The organism is Methylophilus sp. OH31 (assembly GCF_000576615.1).
Lineage (GTDB): Bacteria > Pseudomonadota > Gammaproteobacteria > Burkholderiales > Methylophilaceae > Methylophilus.
In genome coordinates, this window is sequence record NZ_BAUS01000010.1 from 124505 (window position 1) to 144136 (window position 19632).

The window sequence follows — 19632 nt, forward strand, 5'->3', positions numbered from 1 at the left end:
CTTAAATAAAAAACAAGCATACTCCTCTGCATTTTTTGCAGAGACCTTACGCCCTCAACATAATGAAGCCTGCATTTTTTGCATAATGTGTTGTCGAAGCGGCTCTTCACAATGCTTGCCCAGCCTATCATAAAAATAATTTCACTATTGTATTCAAGTAGTTAGTTAACACAACTCTCGCTCACTATAGAAACGGCATATGAATTGCATTGCTCCGTCCATATTTTCAAAACGTCGCCGTTTTATAAACTAAAAGCCCAGAAAGTTATGTATCAATTTTTAAAAGCCTACGGCCTATTCCTGATATTGAGCGGCCTCACACCATTGCTATTATGGATATCTGGCGCCGTCACCGGTGAGGGATTTAAAGATGCAGCGCTGATCACCACCTTGTGGCTGATTCCTTTGTGGTGGAAACCTGCCCAGATGCGCTCGCTGAGCGCCTTTATTGGAATAGGCATTGCGTGCCTGGCTTTACCAGGGCTGGCCTATTTTCTGGTCTATCGCCAGGAGCTCACACAAAGTTTAATGATGATTTTGTTTGAGTCTAACCAGACAGAATCACAGGAGTATCTCAAGAATTACTTTGTGTGGTGGTTTGCTGCTGTTTTTCTGGTGTATCTGTTGGTGCCCTATCAAATCTGGCGCACCTTGCAACCAGCCCAGCTCAGTCGCACCAAAGCACTGAGCTATTCAATCATTGCCATCATGCTGGCCCTGACATCCCCGGTAAAGCACGCCCTCCATGGGCATTGGCATCTCGCCTCGAAAAGCATAGACCGGCACTTTGGTGCAACGGCGCCATTTCAGTTGATATTAGGTTACTTCAACTATCAAAAACAACTGGCTGAAGTCGAGAACATTCTCCTGAGCCTGCGTAAGATACCGCCATTAAAAAACCTTAGCGAACAAGCCAAACCAGAGCAAACCACACTGGTACTGGTCATTGGCGAATCGACATCCCGCTTGCACATGAGCCTTTATGGCTACCCGAGAGATACCAATCCCGAGCTTAGCAAAATCAAAGATGAGCTGGTGTTGTTTGACAACGTTTATTCACCACGGCCGAACACCATTGAAAGCTTGCAACAAGTCCTGACATTTGCAGACCAGCTGCATCCCGACGACTATAAAAATAAACCGTCATTGATTGCCATGATGAAGCAGGCGGGGTATTTCACGATCTGGATCACCAACCAGCAAAGTTTAACCGGTCGTAACACCATGCTGACCACCTTCGCCAAGCAGGCAGATCGGCAATACTTCCTCAATAATGAACGCCAGCAAAATGCGTTCAGTTTTGATGACAAGGTACTCACCCCATTTGCCAAAAGCCTGGAGGATCCGCATCAGAAGAAATTAATCGTGGTGCATCTGCTAGGTACGCATATGAAGTATGACCATCGCTACCCAAAAACCTTTGCAACATTCAAGTCTAACCAGGGCCTGCCTAACCCTCATATGGATGACAAGCAGGTGGATCAGATTAACAGTTATGACAATGCAGTTCGCTACAACGACTGGATATTGTCGCAGTTAATTTCAACCCTGAAAGCCAAGCGTCAGCATAGCCTGCTAGTCTACTTCTCGGATCACGGGGAAGATGTGTATGACAGTGCACCCTACAACTTTCAAGGTAGGAATGAGGCCACGCCTACACTGCCCATGTACAGCATTCCTTTCATGGTCTGGCACTCCACCGACTGGTTTAACCGCAATACGGTATTTGCCGGAATACAAGGCCATCGCCAGTATGACAACGCAGATTTTATTTACACGTTTGCCGACATGGTTGGCCTTTCATTCGATGGCTTCAAGGCCGATGAAAGCCTGGTCAATACGGCCTTCTTGCAAGACAACATTCTGGTCGGTGATCCTTTTATTGGCAAATTGAAACCTTTGCCAGGCACACAACAATTTAACGCAAACAAGTTAGCTTTATGGAACCCTGGGTCTCTGGCAGAACATTAATCAGGCTGTGGTGGCTATGGCTGTGCGCAGCGGTCATCATTGTGTGGCTGGCAAATGGCACGTCACTGGATATCCGGCTTGCAGACAGCGCCTTCGATGTCAATCAGCATGCATTTACACTCAAACACAATGTCTTGCTGGAAACGGTCATGCATACCTATGCCAAAACCATACTGACCATCTTTTGGATATTGCTATTGCTGCTGGCTTATGTGCCGTCTGAAAAGTTGCCTGTGCACTTTTCAGCATCAACGATATACGCGTTGCGCTGGATCACCGTGCTCGCCTTAGTGAACGCCGTCGTGATTTCGTGCCTCAAGCATCAAATGCCGCATGCGTGTCCATGGGATATTGCACGCTACGGTGGTGCCTCGCCCTGGGTACCTACATTCAGTAGCCACCCTGCCATGCAGGCAGGCCATTGCTTTCCGGCTGGGCATGCCACCAGTGGCGTATGGTTGTCAGCTCTCTGCTTGCTGTGGTTGCCGCAGGCTCCGCGCAAGGCATTACTGGTAGCCATTGCCGGGCTGGCTGTTGGGTTTATGTTAGGCTGGGCACAACAATTAAGGGGTGCCCACTTTTTGTCGCACACACTGACCTCGCTTTGGTTAATGTGCGGCTGGTTATTAATGGTATTCACTTTTTCCAAGAGTCGTCTTTCATGAGTCTTTCTTCAGCACTCGCGCGTATTTCGCGTGCTTTATTTACCCCACAAATTTGCCTGATCTGGGGCGTCAGTCTCTGGCTGATGCTCACCAGCAACCATGCCTTATTTGAGCACCTGCTCAACATTTATCCATGGAACGCGCATAACGCAGGATTTATCGTCAGCATCAGTCTGTTTTTTACCTTTAGTATTACGCTGTGGTTAATGCTCTTAAGTCACGGGAAGTCAGCACGATGGGTGTTATCTGCGGTCATGGTTTCTGCGGCATGGGCGGCCTTCTACATGGATGAATTTGGCGTGATTATTGACCATATCATGCTGGACAATGCGGCCAAAACTGACACGCGCGAAGTGATGGGGCTGTTGTCATGGGGCTTCGTGATCAAAATGTTATTGCTGGGTGTGATTCCAGCATTGATATTGATCAAGAAAACACCGGACCGCTTTTTCCAGCGTGATACCATCAGCGTCAGGCTGAAACAAATTGGCCTGCTGATGCTGGGCATGGTACTGGTGATCATGCCATGTTCTGCAGATTACGCGACCTTTATTCGTGAGCATAAAATGGTGCGTATGTATGCAAACCCGACTTTTTTTCACTACTCGCTGATTAAGTGGACCTCTCAGAAACTGTTCACGCACCACATCACCGGCTTACAAAAAACGGCATTAGATGTGCGCAATGTTGAACAAGGCCAGCACCATGAACTGATTATCATGGTGGTTGGCGAAACCGCGCGTTTTGATCGCTTTTCATTGAATGGTTATCCCCGCCTCACCAACCCAAGGTTGGCGAAAGAAAATGTTGTAAGTTTCAAACAAGTCACGTCTTGTGGCACATCGACCGGCGTGTCTGTCCCATGCATGTTTTCAATGCTGAGCAGAAAGCATTACGATGAAGAAAAGGCTTTGCATATGGAAAATGCACTGGATGTACTCAGCCGCCAAGGTATCAAGGTATTGTGGCGAGATAACAACTCTGATTCCAAGGGTGTCGCCCTACGTGTCCCTTATGAAGATTTCAAGTCCCCGGCGCACAATCCGGCGTGTGACGACAATGAATGCCGCGATATTGGCATGCTGAGCGGACTGGACAAGTTTGTTGAAAAAAACAAAGACCATGACATCCTGATCGTCTTGCACCAGATGGGCAACCATGGTCCGGAATACTATCGTCGCTATCCGGATGAATTCAAAAAATTCACGCCGATTTGCAAAACCGGTCGTTTGTCAGAGTGCTCGCAACAGGAAATTGACAACTCATATGACAACGCTATTTTGTATACCGACTACTTCTTGTCGGAAGTGATTCAGTTTCTGAAGAAATATGATAGCCACCGTGAAACAGCCATGCTGTATGTCTCAGACCATGGCGAGTCGCTCGGTGAACATGGTATCTACCTGCACGCCGCGCCGTACATGATCGCCCCGCAAGAACAGACACATGTACCAGCGATTGTGTGGGTAGGCCAGCACTTTGACTATCAATTGCCGCAAATTTCCCAATATGCGAACTATCCACTCAGCCATGATGATGTGTTTTGTACGCTGCTGACGGCCTATGAATTAAAGTCTGAAGTCTGCCATGCCGAATTTGGCTGGTTGGGGCAAAACAGGGAGTTACAGGAAGAGCAGCGCAAACACCTACTCCCCAAACCAGTTAACGCGCACTAATTACCAGTATCACAGTGTAAAACTGGTGGCTCACTCTGTATCTTATTAGCGGTGAGCCACACTAAAGCGCGTACACGTTCGTCCAATTTACAAGCCTCGATATAGCCAATGGCGCTTTCCGTGTAAGCCACATAGCGAATCATGGCTTCTTGCGACTCCACAGTATAAGGCGGTTGAATACCCTGGAAGTAAAGCCCATTCCAGTAACCAAGTTGCGCCTTGGGGCTACTATGCAATACCTGCTGCGAGAAGCGCTGGCGTAAGGGATGCTCCGTCGACAAATTAGCTGGATGCAATGGCCGCCCCTGATTGCCATATAGTTTTTTACGCCAATAAATTGGGGCAAGATCATTGACCGTCACGGGCACACTATAAGCCGCTTGCGCCGAGACAATCACCGCGATCACAGGCTCTTCTGCCATCACGAATGAGGGCAGGCAACCAGCCAACACAATCCAGTACTTAAGCACGTTAAAACGCATCAATACATCATCGCAAATGAAGTCGCAAATCCGCGCGGCACGTCTTCATACTCGCCACTACCGCCCACGATTTCAAATTTAAGCAGCTGGTTGGGCTTAAGCCGCTTCGTGACACCAAGCACCCAGCGCTCAGCATCCCGGGAGTCTGGTTGATGCAAACTTTCCAGGCGGGTAATCCAGTACCAATCATTCTTGATTAAAAACGCACTTTGTAAATATGAGCCGCTACCTCCATTTTGACCATGCTCTGCTTTGCGCGTATAGGTTTCGCCACTCAACTCCCAGCGATCAAACTCCAATAAAAAATCCAACCCCACCAGGCGATACCTGAGTCCGTTGGGTTTTTCATCCCGGTAGCTGGAAACATTCAAGCCTACGGTATTCAATCCGGCGTTTTCATCGCTCAGGTTGAGAATATTATTGATAGCAATACGAGCGCCATGTGCGTCTTTATATTGTGTTTCACCGCGGCTTTCTGGTTGTGAATTCATCATCGCCGTATAGACCTGATAGTCTAACGAACGCTCTTTAAAAGGCAGATTACCGAATAATTGCAAACCACTGGTGAAGCTCGGAAACAATTCAGTTGTTGCTAATGGCCGGCTCGTCGTCCACACCAGTGGTGAGGCATGCAGCTGATTCCAGCGGCCCAATGGCGTTAAAAAGCGACCAATCCGTAAATTCGCTTTTTCATGCAAATTCACGTCAAAATATAAGCGCTCCGGGTTGATATAGGCTTCCCGGAAATCAAGGCCTTGCGCGTGGGTATAACTGGCAACATTTTCCAGGTCCAACTCCCCGAAAAACTTGATACGCGTATTTTTGTCCCACGTCACGATCATGCTTAACTCATTCCAGTTCAGCCGGGTTGGCTCTGTACGTGGAACATGCAAATCAACGCTGGTGTAGCCGCCTATGCGGAAGCCCTCCCAGAGCGAAGACTCATCTTCCGCAAACACCGGCTTGCACATCAAGCAGAGGCTGATTACACTGACTGCACAGCGCAATAAAATAGTGAACATAAGCACTTTCCGATTAAGCTAGTACAACGCCTATAATTAAGTCGTTATTTTCTCATACTCCATGCCTGAACACGCACCTCTCACCATACGAAAAATGCTACTGATCGCATTTTTGCTGGCCGGGCTACTGCCCGCGCTGCTGGTCAGTGTGCTGAGTTTCTACCAGGCTCGCACGGCCTTACGCACAGAGATCAAACATGACCTGCAAACCACAGGTAAAGCCGTTGGCGAGCACATTGACAGGGTGCTGTTTGAACGCGTGCAAAACGTGCGCAGCTGGAGCCAGCTAGCCATCATGCAAGATATGCAAATTGGCGACATCGACAAGCGTCTGTCTATCTTTCTGGCAGAAACACGTAAAAGTTATGCTGCACAATATGTGTCCATTGACGTGGTGGACCTGCAATCAACCATCATCTCATCCAGCAACCCGCAACGCATCAGCCAGCCGCTTTTTAGCCCACCGGTCTGGTTTTCGTTCACAGATGACGGCCACCCCATCACCATCTACCATTTGCAGAATGATCAACTGATGATTTCTACGCCGGTTTTTTCCAATATCACACGACAACCGATCGGCCATCTTATTGCCACATTTAGCTGGTCAGTGATACAGGACTTGCTGGACCATGCCGCCCAACATGCGACGACTCTGGCACTCATGGACGAAAATCAGCGCTTCTTGGCTCAGTCCAAAAACTGGACACAACAACGGCTTGGCCTGCATACCCACGTGCCGATACAAAGTACATTACCTATCCATGGCTGGGCGATAAAACTCAATAAAGAACATGATGTTGCCGTCGCACCCGTACATCGGCTAGGACTTATTTTCTTGACGCTATTAGTGACCATCCTGTTTTTCTCACTGATTCTGGTCAGGCCGATAGCCAAACGGATTACACAGCCACTCGAAGATCTTATCCGTTTCGTAAAGCAGTTGCGGCAACCCAATGTGGTGATTCCCCCACTCAGTGGTCCGGCCGAAGTGCAGGCCCTTCATCAGACTTATACCAAAATGGCTGCAGACTTAGCGGAGTCAGAGCAGCAACTGACCCGCGCTGCCAAATTAGCCGTGGTAGGAGAAATGGCCGCGGCCATGAGTCATGAAGTGAGAACACCACTGGGCATCATGCGCTCGTCGGCTGATGTGCTGCTCAGGGAGGCGCAACTGAGTGAAGATGGTCGCGAAGTGCTTGGTTTTATTATTTCAGAAACCGAACGCCTGAATAAACTGGTCAGCGCCCTGATTGATGCTGCCCGCCCGCGGCTGCCGAATAAAATCCCGCTGGACCTGCAAGCGCACTTGCAGCATGTCGTCGCCATGCTACAAAAACCGGCGCAGGCAAAGCAAATTACCCTCACACTACAAGCCGCGCAGCCGGTCATCATTGAGGCAGACCAGGACCAGATGACACAAGTGCTGGTCAACTTGCTCATGAATGCGATTCAGATTTTGCCGGAGGGCGGGCGCATTCAGCTGCAACTATCAGCAGATGCAAAGTGTGCCCATATTGCGGTGGCAGATGATGGCCCTGGTGTCCCGCCTGCACAGCAAGGGCATTTATTTGAAGCCTTTTTTACCCAACGCGCTGGCGGCGTTGGCCTCGGGCTAGCCGTGGTGAAGCAAATCATCGAAGCGCACGATGGTACAATCAACTATAGCACCAGCCCTTGGCAAGGGGCCCAATTTAACTTATCACTTCCGTTAGCGACTGCATAACCATGTCCACCCCGCAACACACTATTTTGGCTGTCGATGACGAACCGCATATGCGCAGACTGCTGGAAATCAGCCTGCGCCAGGCGGGCTACCGGGCGCTGTCTGCGGGCAATGGCCGCGAAGCACTGGAACTCATACAGCAACAGCAAATTGACCTGGTGGTGAGCGACCTGCACATGCCTGGCATGAGTGGTTTGCAATTGCTGAGTGCCATCCGCAAACAATATGAACAGTTGCCATTTATCATGGTGACGGCGCAAGGCGAAATTAAAACCGCTGTTGAAGCCATGAAACTGGGCGCCAGCGATTATATTCTGCGGCCGTTTGAACTAGAAACCCTGGAAATCGCTATCCAGAAAGCCCTGGCGGTGAATCGTATCCAGATCGAAAACACGTTTCTAAAGGAAAGCAGCCAACCGCCTGTCACCGGCCTCATTGGCAATAGTGCACCCATGCAATCGCTCAAGCAGATGATTCAGCAAGTGGCGCCAGAACGGGCGACGGTATTTATTGTTGGTGAAACTGGCACGGGTAAAGAACTGGTGGCCAAAGCATTGCACGACGCCTCCTCGCGCAAGTCAGAATTATTCGTGGCGGTGAACTGTGCGGCGATCCCGGTCGATATTCTGGAATCTGAATTGTTCGGGCACGAGAAAGGCGCATTTACCGGGGCAGTAAAAGAGCGGGTCGGCAAATTTGAACTGGCCAATGGCGGCACCCTGTTCCTGGATGAAATCACAGAAATGCCTATCCAGTTACAGTCCAAACTTTTGCGCGTGCTGCAGGAAAACGTCGTCGAAAAACTAGGGGGTAACCGGCAGATTGCGCTGGACGTGCGCGTCGTCGCCGCCACCAACCGTGACCCCTTGCAAGCGGTCAAAGAGGGCAAGCTACGCGAAGATGTCTATTACCGTCTGAATGTGATTCAACTACAGATTCCGCCGCTACGTGAGCGCGGCGAAGATGTGAGCCTGCTGGCTGACTATTTTCTAGGCAAACGCCAAAGCCAGCTTAGCGAAAGTGCGCGCTTGAGCTTGCAGCAATATCAATGGCCAGGCAATGTGCGCGAACTGGAAAACATTCTGGAACGCGCCGCGATTCTGGCTGGCAGCCAGACGATACAACAGCAACACTTGCCTGCCGATATTGCACAACAGCTGATACCGGTAAACACAGAGTCCAGTCCGTTGGCCACTGACAATAATAATCTGTCTATTCCACGCGCGACAGAGGCGATTGAACGTCGCCTGATCCTACAAGCCCTTGATGATTGTCAGGGCAACAAAACCAAGGCAGCCAAGCTATTAGAGATCAGCGAGCGCTCACTCTGGAATAAATTAAACCAATACGGTTTACGCTAGCGGCTTATCGATACCGACCCCGTTAGTCGCCCAAAGATAAGCATCCATGGCCAAAATACCATAAGTGTTTTCTGGCGTAAAACGTATGGCCTCACCAGTGGCACTGCCCGCCGCGACAAACAATGGCATCAAGTGGTCTTCACTCGGATGCGCCTGACTCCCTTGTGGACACTCAGCACGGTAATTGAACATGTGTTGCCATTGTTGCGTTTGAATACGTTCAGCCATCCAGTCGGCAAAAGGCAACACATAGGGCAAAGGGGCGGCATTTCTGTCAGCCGTAAAAAAGTCTGACAAATTATGCGTAATGGCGCCTGAGGCTAAAATCAGCACATTTTGCTCATGCAGGCCCTGCAACGCCCTGCCCAGCGCAAACTGTTCAGCTGGCGTGCTACGACTTTGAATCGACAACTGCGTCACCGGAATATCTGCCGCCGGGTACATCAGCATCAGCGGCACCCACGCCCCATGATCCAGTCCGCGCTGTGGATGCGCTTGCGCCGCAATATCCTGCGCTTGCAACAATGCCGCTACCTGTTGTGCCAATGCTGGTGCGCCCGGTGCCGGGTATTGCTTTGCATACAACGCTGGCGGAAAGCCGGCAAAATCATGAATGGTTTCCGGCTGGTTCGCCAGGCTGACTGTCGGTACGCGCGTATCCCAGTGGGCAGAGACGACCAGGATAGCATCCGGCCTGGGCAAGGCGGCGGCCACCTCGGCCAGCATCTCGCCGGTGTTACCCGGTTCGATCGCCAGCGTTGGCGCACCATGTGACACAAACAAGGTCGTCATATGAATACACTCCGCCTATATTAACGGCGACGGTTATCCAGGCTAAACGCACCCGCGCCAAATGCCACCACCATCAGTAAGCCACCAACAATGGTCAGATTTTTCAGGAACATGATCTGCTGCATTTGATCGGCCAGGTTATTGTGGAACATAAATGCCGTGGCGACAGTAAACACGGCTATGCCAGCCGCGGCCAAACGCGTTTTGTAGCCCACCAGCAAAGCAATGCCAAGCACTAGCTCTACAAACAAGGCAATCGCATACGCTACCTCTGGCAATGGCGCGCCTACACTTTGAATATAGCCAATGGTGCCAGCCGGATTCGCTGCCTTACTCAAGCCGCTGATAATAAAAATCTGTGATAACAAAATACGACCAGCCACACTGGCTGCGGATTGGATTGCGTTCATGTTGTACTCCTTGTTGTGGTTGTGCGATGCGATGATCAGCCGCACATCGCACATTTCCCTGAGAAAATGTGTACTGCCGTTATTTGGCTGATGAATGGCATTGTATTCCTGAAACAAAAAAATGATAATCCCACGCATAATAGTAAAACTGTCTCATATAGGTTGACAATCAATGGCTTCATTAGAGGAAATGCACTTTTTTGTGGAGGTGGTCAAACACGGCAATTTCACCAGTGCGGCGCACGCGCTTGGCATCTCCAAGCAACTAGTCAGCCGCCGCATCATTGCGCTGGAGGCCAGATTAGGCGTGCGCTTGTTGTTACGCACGACCCGCAAACTGTCGCCAACAGAAACCGGCAAAGTATTTTTCCAGCGCGCGCAACAAATCCTGCAAGCTATTCACGATGCTGAACTCGAAATCAGTAATCGCTCGGACGAGTTGCGTGGACTGCTTAAAATGTCTGTGCCGCTGTCTTATGCCAACTTGCGGCTGGCGCCTGCCCTCACTGCGTTTATGCAACAACATCCCCTGGTGGATGTCTGGCTGGATGCAGATAACCGGCATGTGGATATGATTAGCGAAGGCTATGATATGGTGATACGCGTGACCGACCAGCCCGAAGAAGGCATGGTGGCACGTAAGCTGGAAGATGCGGCAATGTGCTATTGCTGCAGCCCGGAGTACATCACACGCTATGGCGTACCCACTTCGCCGCAGTCGCTCTCCAAACATGCCTGCTTAACGCACCGGGCCAGCGAGTGGCTGTTTAGCGAAAACGACCAGATACACCGCATCCCGATTCAGGCGCGCTTAAAATCAAACCACGGAGAAGTATTGCGTGATGCCGCCGTCGCCGGACTTGGCATTACCGGCTTACCGGCCTTTTATGTACTGGAAGATTTGCAAGAGGGGCGCCTGGTTGAGGTATTAGCAGAATACCGCATGCAGCGCGCGGGCATTTATGCCATGTATCCTTACCACAAACAGGTGTCAGCTAATGCACTGGCCTTGATCGAGCATTTGCGCCACTGGTTCCAAGCAACGGCTGCCTGAGTCGCTGGCAGCCGCAATGACGAAACCTTATTCCATTAACACCACGTGCTTGCCGCCATCCACACTGTAGCCACCAGGGCCAAATGCGATGATCACCAACAAACCGCCAATAATGGTGGTGTTTTTCAGAAACATTATGACCTGCACTGGATCAGCCATATTGCTGTGAAACATCAATGCGGTGATAAAGGTAAAAATGGCAATCCCTGCTGCGGCCAATTGCGCTTTAAAGCCAACCAGTAAAGCAATGCCCAAGCCTAACTCGACTATCAGTGCCACCACATAAGCCACTTGCGGTAAGGGCAGGTGCGCACTTTCTATATAAGCAATGGTGCCTGCCGGATCCATGATCTTGGCAATGCCACTAATAATAAAAATCAGAGACAACAAAACCCGCCCTGCAAAACTGACCCAACGCTGCCGTACATTCATACTGATCGCTCCTTGTCATGTTTGAACGCGTTGCCTATCGCCCGATGGGCGCTACAGGCATCGGTATGATGCATGCCGGTGACAAACTGCTGCCGCATTGATTTACCCAGCGACTCAGCCCCGCTTCTGGCTACCGGTGTATCACATATGTTACTCTGCACCATTCCGCGCAGAAACACCAGCATGATTTGACATTTAAAAATAACAGTGTTAAGTTAACGATGTTATTTTTATAAATAAAACCGCTGAATGCCTCCCAAGGTTAAAACTGACGCTGAAAAACAGACCGTGCGCATCGCCATTATGGATGCGGCGAGAGAGCTGTTTATTCACCAGGGTGTAGAAGCCGTCACCATGCGTGCCGTGGCACAACGCGTGGGCTATTCAGCCACCAGCCTTTACCTTTATTTTAGCGATAAAGAGCAGTTACTAAGAGCGGTGGTGGATGCGGATGTGATCAAACTGGCGCAAGCCTTAAAATCCACGCTCAGCATCAGCGATCCGCTACAGCGCTTTGTGCAATTCGGGCAGCATTATGTGCAATTTGCGCTGACCAACCCCAACCATTACCGCATGATGATGATGACCCAGCATCCTCCTTGCGATCCTGCATTTTCCAGCATTGAACAAAACAACCCTGAGCAGGATGCCTATTCGCAACTGATAGGCGTGGTGACCAGCGCCTGGCATGCAGGCGTGTTCAAGCCCACCCTGACCGACCCGGCACTGATCGCACAAACGGTATGGGCGGCCATGCATGGCTTATGTGCACTGCAAATCAACCTGGCAGATGATGCCTGGATCAATTGGCGCCCCCTTGAGTCCCGTATGCAAGCCATGTTGGAGATGTGCTTGCATGGATTAATGAAAGAATCTCCGCATGCATAAATCATTCATTATTGTCTGCAGCACCTGCCTTGCCTTACTCGTGAGTGCTTGCCACCAGGCACCTGAAGAAGCCGCGGCACCGCGCCCGGTCTGGGTCATGTCCGTCGGCAACAGCGGCACGCACGCTGCGGCCAGTTATACCGGTGAAGTGAAGTCACGCTACGAGTCCAACATCGGTTTTCGTATTGCAGGCAAGATTACTGCCCGCGCAGTCAACGTCGGAGAGCTGGTAAAAAAAGGCCAGCTGATCGCGCAGCTAGACCCGAACGACAGCCGTTTAAATGCACAGGCTGCCAATGCCGAAGTGCAGACCGCTCAGGCCAACCTGGCATTGGCACAAGCTGAACTGGCGCGGCGCCAGCAGTTATACAGCCAAACATTTATTTCAAAATCTGCACTGGATAGTTACGAAACCCAGGTGAAGACAGCGCAGGCACGCCTGGCACAAACCCAGTCGCAAGCCGCAGTCAGCCAGCACCAGACTGGCTACACGCAACTGCTAGCCGACCGTTCTGGCGTCATCGGCATGATTCAGGCCGAGCCGGGCCAAGTAGTAGCCGCCGGGCAAACCATTGCGCAAATTTATGATTTGCAGACGCTGGAAATTCTGATTGCAGTGCCTGAAACACTGATAGATAGCCTGCATGTGGGCAATAGCGCGCGCATCAGCCTGAATGATGTGCCGCAAACCTACCAAGGGCGCATCCGTGAAATCTCGCCTGCGGCCAATAGTCAAACGCATGCGTTTGACCTGCGTATTCAATTACTCAATAGCGATCCGCGCATCAAACTGGGCATGACGGCACAAGTGAGCTTTGAGCAAGCCACGACAGCGCAAACCTTAATCGTACCTAGCACCGCAGTCACCCGCCATGGCGAGCAGGCCAGTGTGTGGGTGATTGACGCCAAGCACCAGGCCCATCTGCGCCAGGTGACCACAGGCACACTCACAGAAAGCGGCATCGAGATTACCAGCGGCTTGCAGGCACAGGAAACCATCGCCACCATCGGCATCCATACGCTGACCGAAGGCATGCTGGTGCAACCTGTCACGCCCGGCCAAGAGGTATTGCGCTAATGAGCACGCCACACCACAGTGACGAAGCGCAAGCCACACCAGGCTTCAACCTGTCGACCTGGGCACTTAAAAACCAGGCACTGGTGCTGTACTTTATCGTGCTGACATTGCTAGGCGGCATCTTTGCCTACACACACCTTGGCCAGTCCGAAGACCCACCGTTCACGTTCAAAGTCATGCTGATTCGCAGCAGCTGGCCTGGCGCATCAGCCCAGGAAGTCGAGCAGCAGGTCACAGACAAAATCGAGAAAAAGCTGCAAGAAATCCCGTCTATTGACTACACCAGTAGCTACTCCCGGCCCGGCGAATCGGTGGTGTTTATCGTTATTCGTGACAATACGTTCTCAGAGAAAATCCCGGAGTTGTGGTATCAGGTACGCAAAAAAATCGGTGATATCCGCCACACTTTCCCCAGCGACCTGCAAAGCCTGACCTTCAATGACGAATTCAGCGATGTCTACGGCACCATGTACGCCATCACGGCAGATGGTCTCAATCCACAGCAATTGAAACGACAAGCCGAATGGGTGCGGGCGCGCCTGCTCAAATTGCCCGATGTAGAAAAAGTGGATTTATTTGGCGAGCAGCCACAAAAAATCATCATTGAAATTTCCAACCAGAAACTGACTTCCCTGGGCATCAGTCCGGCGCAATTAGCGCAACTGCTGCAACAGCAAAACGCAGTCACAGGCGCAGGCACTTTCGATACAGGCCCGGAAAGAATCCGGCTGAATGTGAGTGGTCGCTTACAAACCCTGGAAGACCTGCGCCAGTTCCCGATCAGGGCAGGCAACCAGAACCTGACCCTGGGAGATATCGCCACCATCAGACATGGTTATGCCAATCCGCCCGCACAGCGTATCCACTTTAACGGCACCTCGGCTTTGCTGATTGGCGTCAGCATGCAACAGGGCGGCGACGTCATCGCCCTGGGCAAAGCCATGCAGCACACCATCACCAGCGTACAAAAGCAATTACCACTAGGCGTGCAGCTACAACTGGTCACCTCGCAACCGGATATCGTGCAACACTCGGTACAAGATTTTGTACGCTCGCTCAGCGAAGCGCTGATTATCGTGCTGGCCGTGAGCCTGCTCTCACTGGGCTGGCGCACCGGCATTGTGGTCGCAGTGGCGATTCCCATTGTGCTGGCAGGCACCTTTCTGTTCATGGACTGGCTGGACATCGGCTTACACAAAATCTCGCTGGGCGCGCTGATCCTGGCACTCGGCCTGCTAGTGGATGACGCGATTATCGCGGTTGAAATGATGGCTGCCAAAATGGAGCAAGGCTGGGACCGCATGCAAGCCGCATCGTTTGCCTATACCTCGACCGCCATGCCCATGCTGACCGGCACACTGGTCACGGTGGCGGGCTTCTTGCCGATTGCCACCGCCGTATCGTCGACTGGCGAATACACCCGCTCTATTTTCCAGGTCTCGGCTATTGCACTGACACTGTCGTGGATCGCCGCGGTCATTGTGATTCCGTTCCTTGGCTATCATTTGCTACCCAAGGCCAAGCACCCCCACAGCGAAGCAAGTGCTCACCATCCGGCATCACTCTATGAAACAAGGTTTTACCTGCGACTACAAGGCATTGTCGCCTGGTGTGTACAGCACAAGGGCAGCGTCATTCTGGCCACGATTGCCCTGTTTGTGGTGGCCATGTTGAGCTTCGGCAAGGTGCAGCAACAGTTCTTTCCAGACTCCACCCGGCTTGAGGTTGTGGTTGATTTACGCCTGGCCGAAAACGCCAGCGACCAGTCTACCGATGCGGCCGTCAGCCAACTGGAACAATGGCTGCAAAACTGGCAGAAACAGCATGGCGCACTGCAAAACGTGGTGTCTTACGTGGGCTCGGGTGCGCCACGCTACTACCTGCCGCTGGATGTGCAATTGCCACATCGTGCCTTTGCCCAACTGGTGATCCTGACCAATAGCCTGGCGCAGCGCGAGGCGCTGCGCAACGATCTGCTGGCACTGTTTGAACACGATTTTCCGCAATTACGCGGTTCTGTGTTGCGCCTGGAAAATGGTCCACCAGTGGGCTTCCCGGTACAGTTCCGGGTGGATGGGCAAAACCTGCCAGCGATTCGTGAGGTTGCACACAAAATTGCCGATGCCATGCGCGCCAACCCGCATTTGCGCAACGTGCAGCTGGGCTGGGAAGAACCTAGCAAAGTGATTCATGTCGATATCGACCAGCACAAAGCCAGGTTGTTAGGTGTAAATTCGACAGACATTGCGCAATTGCTGAATACGCAATACTTCGAGCAGGTAGTCAGCGAATTCAGGGAAGGCAACGAGCGCATAGACCTGGTCATGCGCAGCAGCAATGAACAACATGCCCAGCTATCACAACTGGCGCAATTAACAGTGTTAAGCCAGCGTGGCGAGCGCGTACCGCTAGCACAGGTGGCTAATATCGACCATGGTTTTGAAGAGGGCGTGATCTGGCGGCGCAACCGTGTGCCTTCGCTCACCGTACGTGCGCATTTACGCGGCAATATGCAGGCGCCGGTGGTGTCTACTCAAATTCAACAAGCGATTACGCCCATTTTGAAAAAACTTCCTCCCGGGGTCACGGTTGAAACTGGTGGTGCGATTGAAGAGGCGGCCAAGGGCGCCACATCGGTGGCGAAAGGCGCACCGCTGTTTTTGGCCGTGGTGTTTACCCTGCTCATGTTGCAACTTCGCAGTATTTCTAACGTCATCCTGGTGGTGCTCACGGCGCCACTGGGCATGATAGGCATCACCTTTGCCCTGCTCATTTTCAATATGCCGTTTGGCTTTGTTGCTATGCTGGGCAGCATTGCGCTATCCGGCATGATCATGCGTAACTCCGTCATCCTGGTCGACCAGATCAAGCAGGATATTGCCGAAGGCGCCTCGCTGGAACAAGCGGTAGTGCAATCCACTGTGCGTCGCTTCCGGCCGATTGTACTCACGGCAGCCGCGGCCATCCTGGCCATGATTCCGCTCACACGCAGCGTGTTTTTTGGCCCGATGGCGGTAGCGATTATGGGCGGGCTGGCAGCAGCAACCATCCTGACCATTTTGTTTGTGCCCGCACTGTATACATTCTGGGCCGGATTCACGGCAAGAACCATGCAATCACGGCGCAATAAACGCTAGGGCATTTTTATAAACTCAAGTGGCTAAGCCAGACCAGGCGCGATTAAAAAATGATGACGCCGCATATGGCTTATATGTAAGGAAGAATTTTTTATGAGAAACGCAGTATCGCGACGCAAATTGAATTTATAGAAGTGCCCTATAATACGGCTTATCAATAATCGACATTGGGATTCAAGACATGACAGATCAGGCAACCGCACGTTTTAACATGATTGAGCAACAGATTCGCACCTGGGAGGTGCTGGACCCGCAAGTATTGGCGACGTTAAACAATATGCCACGCGAAGCCTTTGTCCCGGAAGCCTATCGCGGACTGGCGTTTGCCGATATCGAGATCCCATTGGCACATGGTCAGCAAATGCTCAGCCCCAAAGTAGAAGGCCGCTTTTTGCAGGCGCTGCAACTGCAAGCCAAAGATAAAGTGTTGTTGGTAGGCGCCGGCAGTGGCTACCTGGCGGCACTGATGGCGCAGCATTGCGCACAAGTGACTGCATTGGAAATCTTCCCCGAGTTATGCGTACAAGCGACGCAATCGCTGACCAAACAAGGCATTCAAAACGTGCAGGTGATTGAGTTAGACGGCCACAACGGCTACGAATCACAAGCCCCTTATGACGCGATTGTGTTTACTGCGTCGAGCCCGGTAGAGCCAGAAGGGGTGCGCTACCAGCTCAGCATCGGCGGACGCCTGCTGATCGTGCTGGGTCAGGCACCAGTGATGCAAGCCACCCTGATTCAGCGTCTGGCAGAGCATAGTTACAAACAGGATGTGCTGTTTGAAACCAGCCTGGCAGAAATGCAAAACGCCCCGCAGGCTCAGGCATTCAGCTTTTAAACCTCTCAGCCATTACATCCAAGACGCCTATGACCTTCAGCCGCCCTGCTCACTGGATATTGCTCCTAAGCAGCCTTTGGCTGGGGCCATGGGCAGAAGCCGCGCCGCAAAGCCTGTTTGATGTTTATCTGCAAGCCAAGCAAAACGACCCGCAACTGGCTGCGGCTGGTCATGGCAACCTGGCGGCACAAGAGCTGATTGAGCAAGCCAAGGCAGGCTACCGCCCCAACGTGGCGCTCAGTGCCAGCACCTCTGCCAATCACACCGACCTAAAGTACAACACCGCCAATGTACCGCTGCCAGCAGGTGTCAACCGTTTTGAAGGCTACGCCGCCAAAGTGGAAGCGCGACAGCCCATCTACCGCAAAGAAAATCTTGAGCGCATAGACTTAAGCAAGGTGCAGGTCAGCGTCACCGACAAGCAGCTACACCTGACCCAGCAACAACTGATGCTGCGCACCACACAGGCCTATTTTGATGTGCTGCAGGCACAAGACCGCATCGAATTGCTGGCCGCGCAAAAACAGGCCATCCAGCAACAGCTGCAACAGGCCAAAGCCAGCTTTGAGGCCGGTATCACGACCGTCACTGACCTACACGAAGCGCAGGCGCGCTACGACCTGATCGTGGCCCAGGAAATTGCGGCAGAAAATGAGCAAGCTGTGGCGCAGCATAGCCTGCAAGCCATCATAGGCAACCCGCCACAAACGCTGGCAAAAGTGCGTGACGACCTGCAAATCACACCGGCACTCAAACCCATGCAAGACTGGCAAACTGTGACTGCCGCCAGCAACCTGAATATTCAGATCCAGCAGGCGCAGATTGAAATCAGTGACCGCAATATCAGCATCGCCCAATCCGGACACTATCCGACCCTGGATGCGGTCGCCAGCTACACCGACAGCCACTACAACGGTAGCCAAAACCGTTTTGGGACAGACCTGCAAAATGCGGTGATCGGCGTAGAGCTCAACGTGCCGATTTATCTGGGTGGCGCGGTAGACTCTCGCATCAGGCAGGCGGCTTACAACAAGCAGAAGGCACAAGATGACCTCGAAAATGTCCACCGACAGACCATGCTGGAAACACAACGTGCTTACCTGGGATTGAGTAGCAGCATTGCACAAATCAAGGCACTGGAACAGGCCTTGCAAAGCAGCCAAAGCCAGTTAGACGCCACCAAGCTCGGCTATGAAGTCGGCATCCGCACCAGCGTAGACCTGCTTAATGCCAGACAACAACACTTTAGCGCCAAACGCGATTTACTACAGGCCCGCTACAACTACCTGGTCAGCATCATCCGCCTCAAAACGGCCAGCGGCATTATCAACGAAGCCGACCTGCAGGACATAGACCAGCAACTCACCAAGAGATAGCCATGAAATCTGCCATAGCCAGCACAGATGCTGTTTGGATGCTTGTTGATGTGCAAACACGATTATGCGCAGCGATGGCAGAAGCCCCAATGGCAGCAGTCGTCAAGAACATCCAACGCCTGCTGCAAGGTGCACAGTTGCTGAATATTCCGCTATGGGTCACTGAACAATACCCGGAAAAACTGGGTGAGACCTTGCCAGAATTGCAATCGTTATTGCCTGATTACACACCCAGATACGCCAAACTCGCCTTCTCTGCCTGGCAAGAGCCGACACTACAAGCCTCTTCCATCAGCGTTGCACCACAAGTCGTATTATTCGGGCTGGAAGCACACATTTGCGTACTACAAACCGCACTCGATGCCCTGGCCGCTGGCAAACAGGTGTTTATTGTTGAAGATGCCGTTATTTCACGCGATGAAGCCAATCGCAACAATGCCATCGAACGCCTGCGCGCGGCCGGTTGCATCATCACCAATACCGAATCCATGCTGTTTGAACCCATGCAGGCCGCCACACATGCACAATTTAAAGCGATCTCTGCGCTGATTCGTTAATGCGCGCCATTGATCACTAAATACTTCAACGTGCGGTAATAAGCCCTTTCAATCACCGCAAAAAATGCGGTAATGATAGACACCTCTTTTAGCACGCTGCGCGCTATTGCCCTGACCTTTGGATAAACACTTGCAGAATATGATCATTAACGTTGATTTAAAACTTCGGA

General features: G+C 51.8%; 17 protein-coding genes. 12 read left to right on the plus strand and 5 right to left on the minus strand.

Features of this window, described 5'->3' with window-relative positions; translation table 11 throughout:
- The first annotated feature begins 267 nt into the window (after positions 1-267).
- From cptA to OH31_RS12155, 3 genes are read left to right on the plus strand one after another with little or no spacing between them, the layout of a single operon-like run.
- On the plus strand, positions 268-1971 hold the full coding sequence (gene cptA, locus OH31_RS12145; protein WP_024930937.1) for a phosphoethanolamine transferase CptA: 1704 nt from the start codon (positions 268-270) through the stop codon (positions 1969-1971).
- Complete coding sequence (locus OH31_RS12150; protein ID WP_024930938.1) at positions 1941-2636, plus strand: phosphatase PAP2 family protein; 696 nt, start codon at positions 1941-1943, stop codon at positions 2634-2636. Before cptA ends, OH31_RS12150 begins: the two co-directional genes overlap by 31 nt.
- Entirely contained in the window at positions 2633-4312 is a 1680-nt protein-coding gene (locus tag OH31_RS12155; protein WP_024930939.1) for a phosphoethanolamine transferase, read from the plus strand. The genes OH31_RS12150 and OH31_RS12155 overlap by 4 nt, the downstream gene beginning before the upstream one ends.
- On the opposite strand, the gene OH31_RS12160 is transcribed toward OH31_RS12155, so the two are convergent.
- Together OH31_RS12160 and OH31_RS12165 are read right to left on the minus strand one after the other, a co-directional pair.
- A complete protein-coding gene (locus tag OH31_RS12160) occupies positions 4309-4794 on the minus strand; it encodes a hypothetical protein (protein WP_024930940.1) in 486 nt (161 codons plus the stop codon). The two genes, OH31_RS12155 and OH31_RS12160, sit on opposite strands and share 4 nt — an antisense overlap.
- Positions 4794-5816 carry a hypothetical protein gene (locus tag OH31_RS12165; protein WP_024930941.1) on the minus strand — a complete coding sequence of 341 codons (1023 nt, stop codon included), beginning with the start codon at positions 5814-5816 and terminating at the stop codon, positions 4794-4796. Before OH31_RS12165 ends, OH31_RS12160 begins: the two co-directional genes overlap by 1 nt.
- A 94-nt stretch (positions 5817-5910) precedes the next feature.
- On the opposite strand from OH31_RS12165, the gene OH31_RS12170 reads away from it, so the two are divergent.
- Positions 5911-7539, plus strand: a complete 1629-nt coding sequence (locus OH31_RS12170) for a sensor histidine kinase (RefSeq protein WP_024930942.1) — start codon at positions 5911-5913, stop codon at positions 7537-7539.
- Positions 7540-7541: 2 nt separating this feature from the next.
- Positions 7542-8900 carry a sigma-54 dependent transcriptional regulator gene (locus OH31_RS12175; RefSeq protein ID WP_024930943.1) on the plus strand — a complete coding sequence of 453 codons (1359 nt, stop codon included), beginning with the start codon at positions 7542-7544 and terminating at the stop codon, positions 8898-8900.
- Here the strand turns inward: OH31_RS12175 and OH31_RS12180 are convergent.
- Both OH31_RS12180 and OH31_RS12185 read right to left on the minus strand, forming a co-directional pair.
- Positions 8892-9692 carry a class III extradiol ring-cleavage dioxygenase gene (locus OH31_RS12180; protein WP_024930944.1) on the minus strand — a complete coding sequence of 267 codons (801 nt, stop codon included), beginning with the start codon at positions 9690-9692 and terminating at the stop codon, positions 8892-8894. The genes OH31_RS12175 and OH31_RS12180 overlap by 9 nt on opposite strands.
- Before the next feature lie 20 nt (positions 9693-9712).
- Positions 9713-10102 (minus strand): DoxX family protein, encoded by a 390-nt coding sequence (locus tag OH31_RS12185; RefSeq protein WP_024930945.1) that lies wholly within the window; start codon positions 10100-10102, stop codon positions 9713-9715.
- A 172-nt stretch (positions 10103-10274) separates the two neighbouring features.
- On the opposite strand from OH31_RS12185, the gene OH31_RS12190 reads away from it, so the two are divergent.
- Positions 10275-11156 carry a LysR family transcriptional regulator gene (locus tag OH31_RS12190; protein ID WP_024930946.1) on the plus strand — a complete coding sequence of 294 codons (882 nt, stop codon included), beginning with the start codon at positions 10275-10277 and terminating at the stop codon, positions 11154-11156.
- A 27-nt stretch (positions 11157-11183) separates the two neighbouring features.
- Here OH31_RS12190 and OH31_RS12195 read toward each other — a convergent pair whose 3' ends face one another.
- Complete coding sequence (locus tag OH31_RS12195; RefSeq protein WP_024930947.1) at positions 11184-11588, minus strand: DoxX family protein; 405 nt, start codon at positions 11586-11588, stop codon at positions 11184-11186.
- A 249-nt stretch (positions 11589-11837) separates the two neighbouring features.
- On the opposite strand from OH31_RS12195, the gene OH31_RS12205 reads away from it, so the two are divergent.
- From OH31_RS12205 to OH31_RS12230, 6 genes are all read left to right on the plus strand, one after another.
- Positions 11838-12476, plus strand: coding sequence for a TetR/AcrR family transcriptional regulator (locus OH31_RS12205; RefSeq protein WP_024930948.1), 639 nt, complete (start codon positions 11838-11840; stop codon positions 12474-12476).
- Positions 12469-13554: an efflux RND transporter periplasmic adaptor subunit gene (locus OH31_RS12210; RefSeq protein ID WP_024930949.1), complete on the plus strand. Its 1086-nt coding sequence runs from the start codon at positions 12469-12471 to the stop codon at positions 13552-13554. The genes OH31_RS12205 and OH31_RS12210 overlap by 8 nt, the downstream gene beginning before the upstream one ends.
- Positions 13554-16691, plus strand: a complete 3138-nt coding sequence (locus tag OH31_RS12215) for an efflux RND transporter permease subunit (RefSeq protein WP_024930950.1) — start codon at positions 13554-13556, stop codon at positions 16689-16691. The genes OH31_RS12210 and OH31_RS12215 overlap by 1 nt, the downstream gene beginning before the upstream one ends.
- A 181-nt stretch (positions 16692-16872) precedes the next feature.
- Positions 16873-17529: a protein-L-isoaspartate O-methyltransferase gene (locus OH31_RS12220; RefSeq protein ID WP_024930951.1), complete on the plus strand. Its 657-nt coding sequence runs from the start codon at positions 16873-16875 to the stop codon at positions 17527-17529.
- Between the two features lie 29 nt (positions 17530-17558).
- A complete protein-coding gene (locus OH31_RS12225; protein ID WP_024930952.1) occupies positions 17559-18905 on the plus strand; it encodes a TolC family outer membrane protein in 1347 nt (448 codons plus the stop codon).
- A gap of 2 nt (positions 18906-18907) precedes the next feature.
- Positions 18908-19462, plus strand: coding sequence for an isochorismatase family protein (locus OH31_RS12230; protein WP_024930953.1), 555 nt, complete (start codon positions 18908-18910; stop codon positions 19460-19462).
- The last annotated feature ends 170 nt before the right edge of the window (positions 19463-19632 follow it).

Coding starts and splice junctions, on each gene's coding strand:
- OH31_RS12230 (WP_024930953.1), top strand. CDS start 18,908: ATGAAATCTGCCATAGCCAGCACAGATGCTGTTTGGATGCTTGTTGAT.
- OH31_RS12190 (WP_024930946.1), top strand. CDS start 10,275: ATGGCTTCATTAGAGGAAATGCACTTTTTTGTGGAGGTGGTCAAACAC.
- OH31_RS12160 (WP_024930940.1), bottom strand. CDS start 4,794: ATGCGTTTTAACGTGCTTAAGTACTGGATTGTGTTGGCTGGTTGCCTG.
- OH31_RS12210 (WP_024930949.1), top strand. CDS start 12,469: ATGCATAAATCATTCATTATTGTCTGCAGCACCTGCCTTGCCTTACTC.
- cptA (WP_024930937.1), top strand. CDS start 268: ATGTATCAATTTTTAAAAGCCTACGGCCTATTCCTGATATTGAGCGGC.
- OH31_RS12150 (WP_024930938.1), top strand. CDS start 1,941: ATGGAACCCTGGGTCTCTGGCAGAACATTAATCAGGCTGTGGTGGCTA.
- OH31_RS12165 (WP_024930941.1), bottom strand. CDS start 5,816: ATGTTCACTATTTTATTGCGCTGTGCAGTCAGTGTAATCAGCCTCTGC.
- OH31_RS12195 (WP_024930947.1), bottom strand. CDS start 11,588: ATGAATGTACGGCAGCGTTGGGTCAGTTTTGCAGGGCGGGTTTTGTTG.
- OH31_RS12170 (WP_024930942.1), top strand. CDS start 5,911: ATGCTACTGATCGCATTTTTGCTGGCCGGGCTACTGCCCGCGCTGCTG.
- OH31_RS12185 (WP_024930945.1), bottom strand. CDS start 10,102: ATGAACGCAATCCAATCCGCAGCCAGTGTGGCTGGTCGTATTTTGTTA.
- OH31_RS12205 (WP_024930948.1), top strand. CDS start 11,838: ATGCCTCCCAAGGTTAAAACTGACGCTGAAAAACAGACCGTGCGCATC.
- OH31_RS12155 (WP_024930939.1), top strand. CDS start 2,633: ATGAGTCTTTCTTCAGCACTCGCGCGTATTTCGCGTGCTTTATTTACC.
- OH31_RS12225 (WP_024930952.1), top strand. CDS start 17,559: ATGACCTTCAGCCGCCCTGCTCACTGGATATTGCTCCTAAGCAGCCTT.
- OH31_RS12215 (WP_024930950.1), top strand. CDS start 13,554: ATGAGCACGCCACACCACAGTGACGAAGCGCAAGCCACACCAGGCTTC.
- OH31_RS12180 (WP_024930944.1), bottom strand. CDS start 9,692: ATGACGACCTTGTTTGTGTCACATGGTGCGCCAACGCTGGCGATCGAA.
- OH31_RS12220 (WP_024930951.1), top strand. CDS start 16,873: ATGACAGATCAGGCAACCGCACGTTTTAACATGATTGAGCAACAGATT.
- OH31_RS12175 (WP_024930943.1), top strand. CDS start 7,542: ATGTCCACCCCGCAACACACTATTTTGGCTGTCGATGACGAACCGCAT.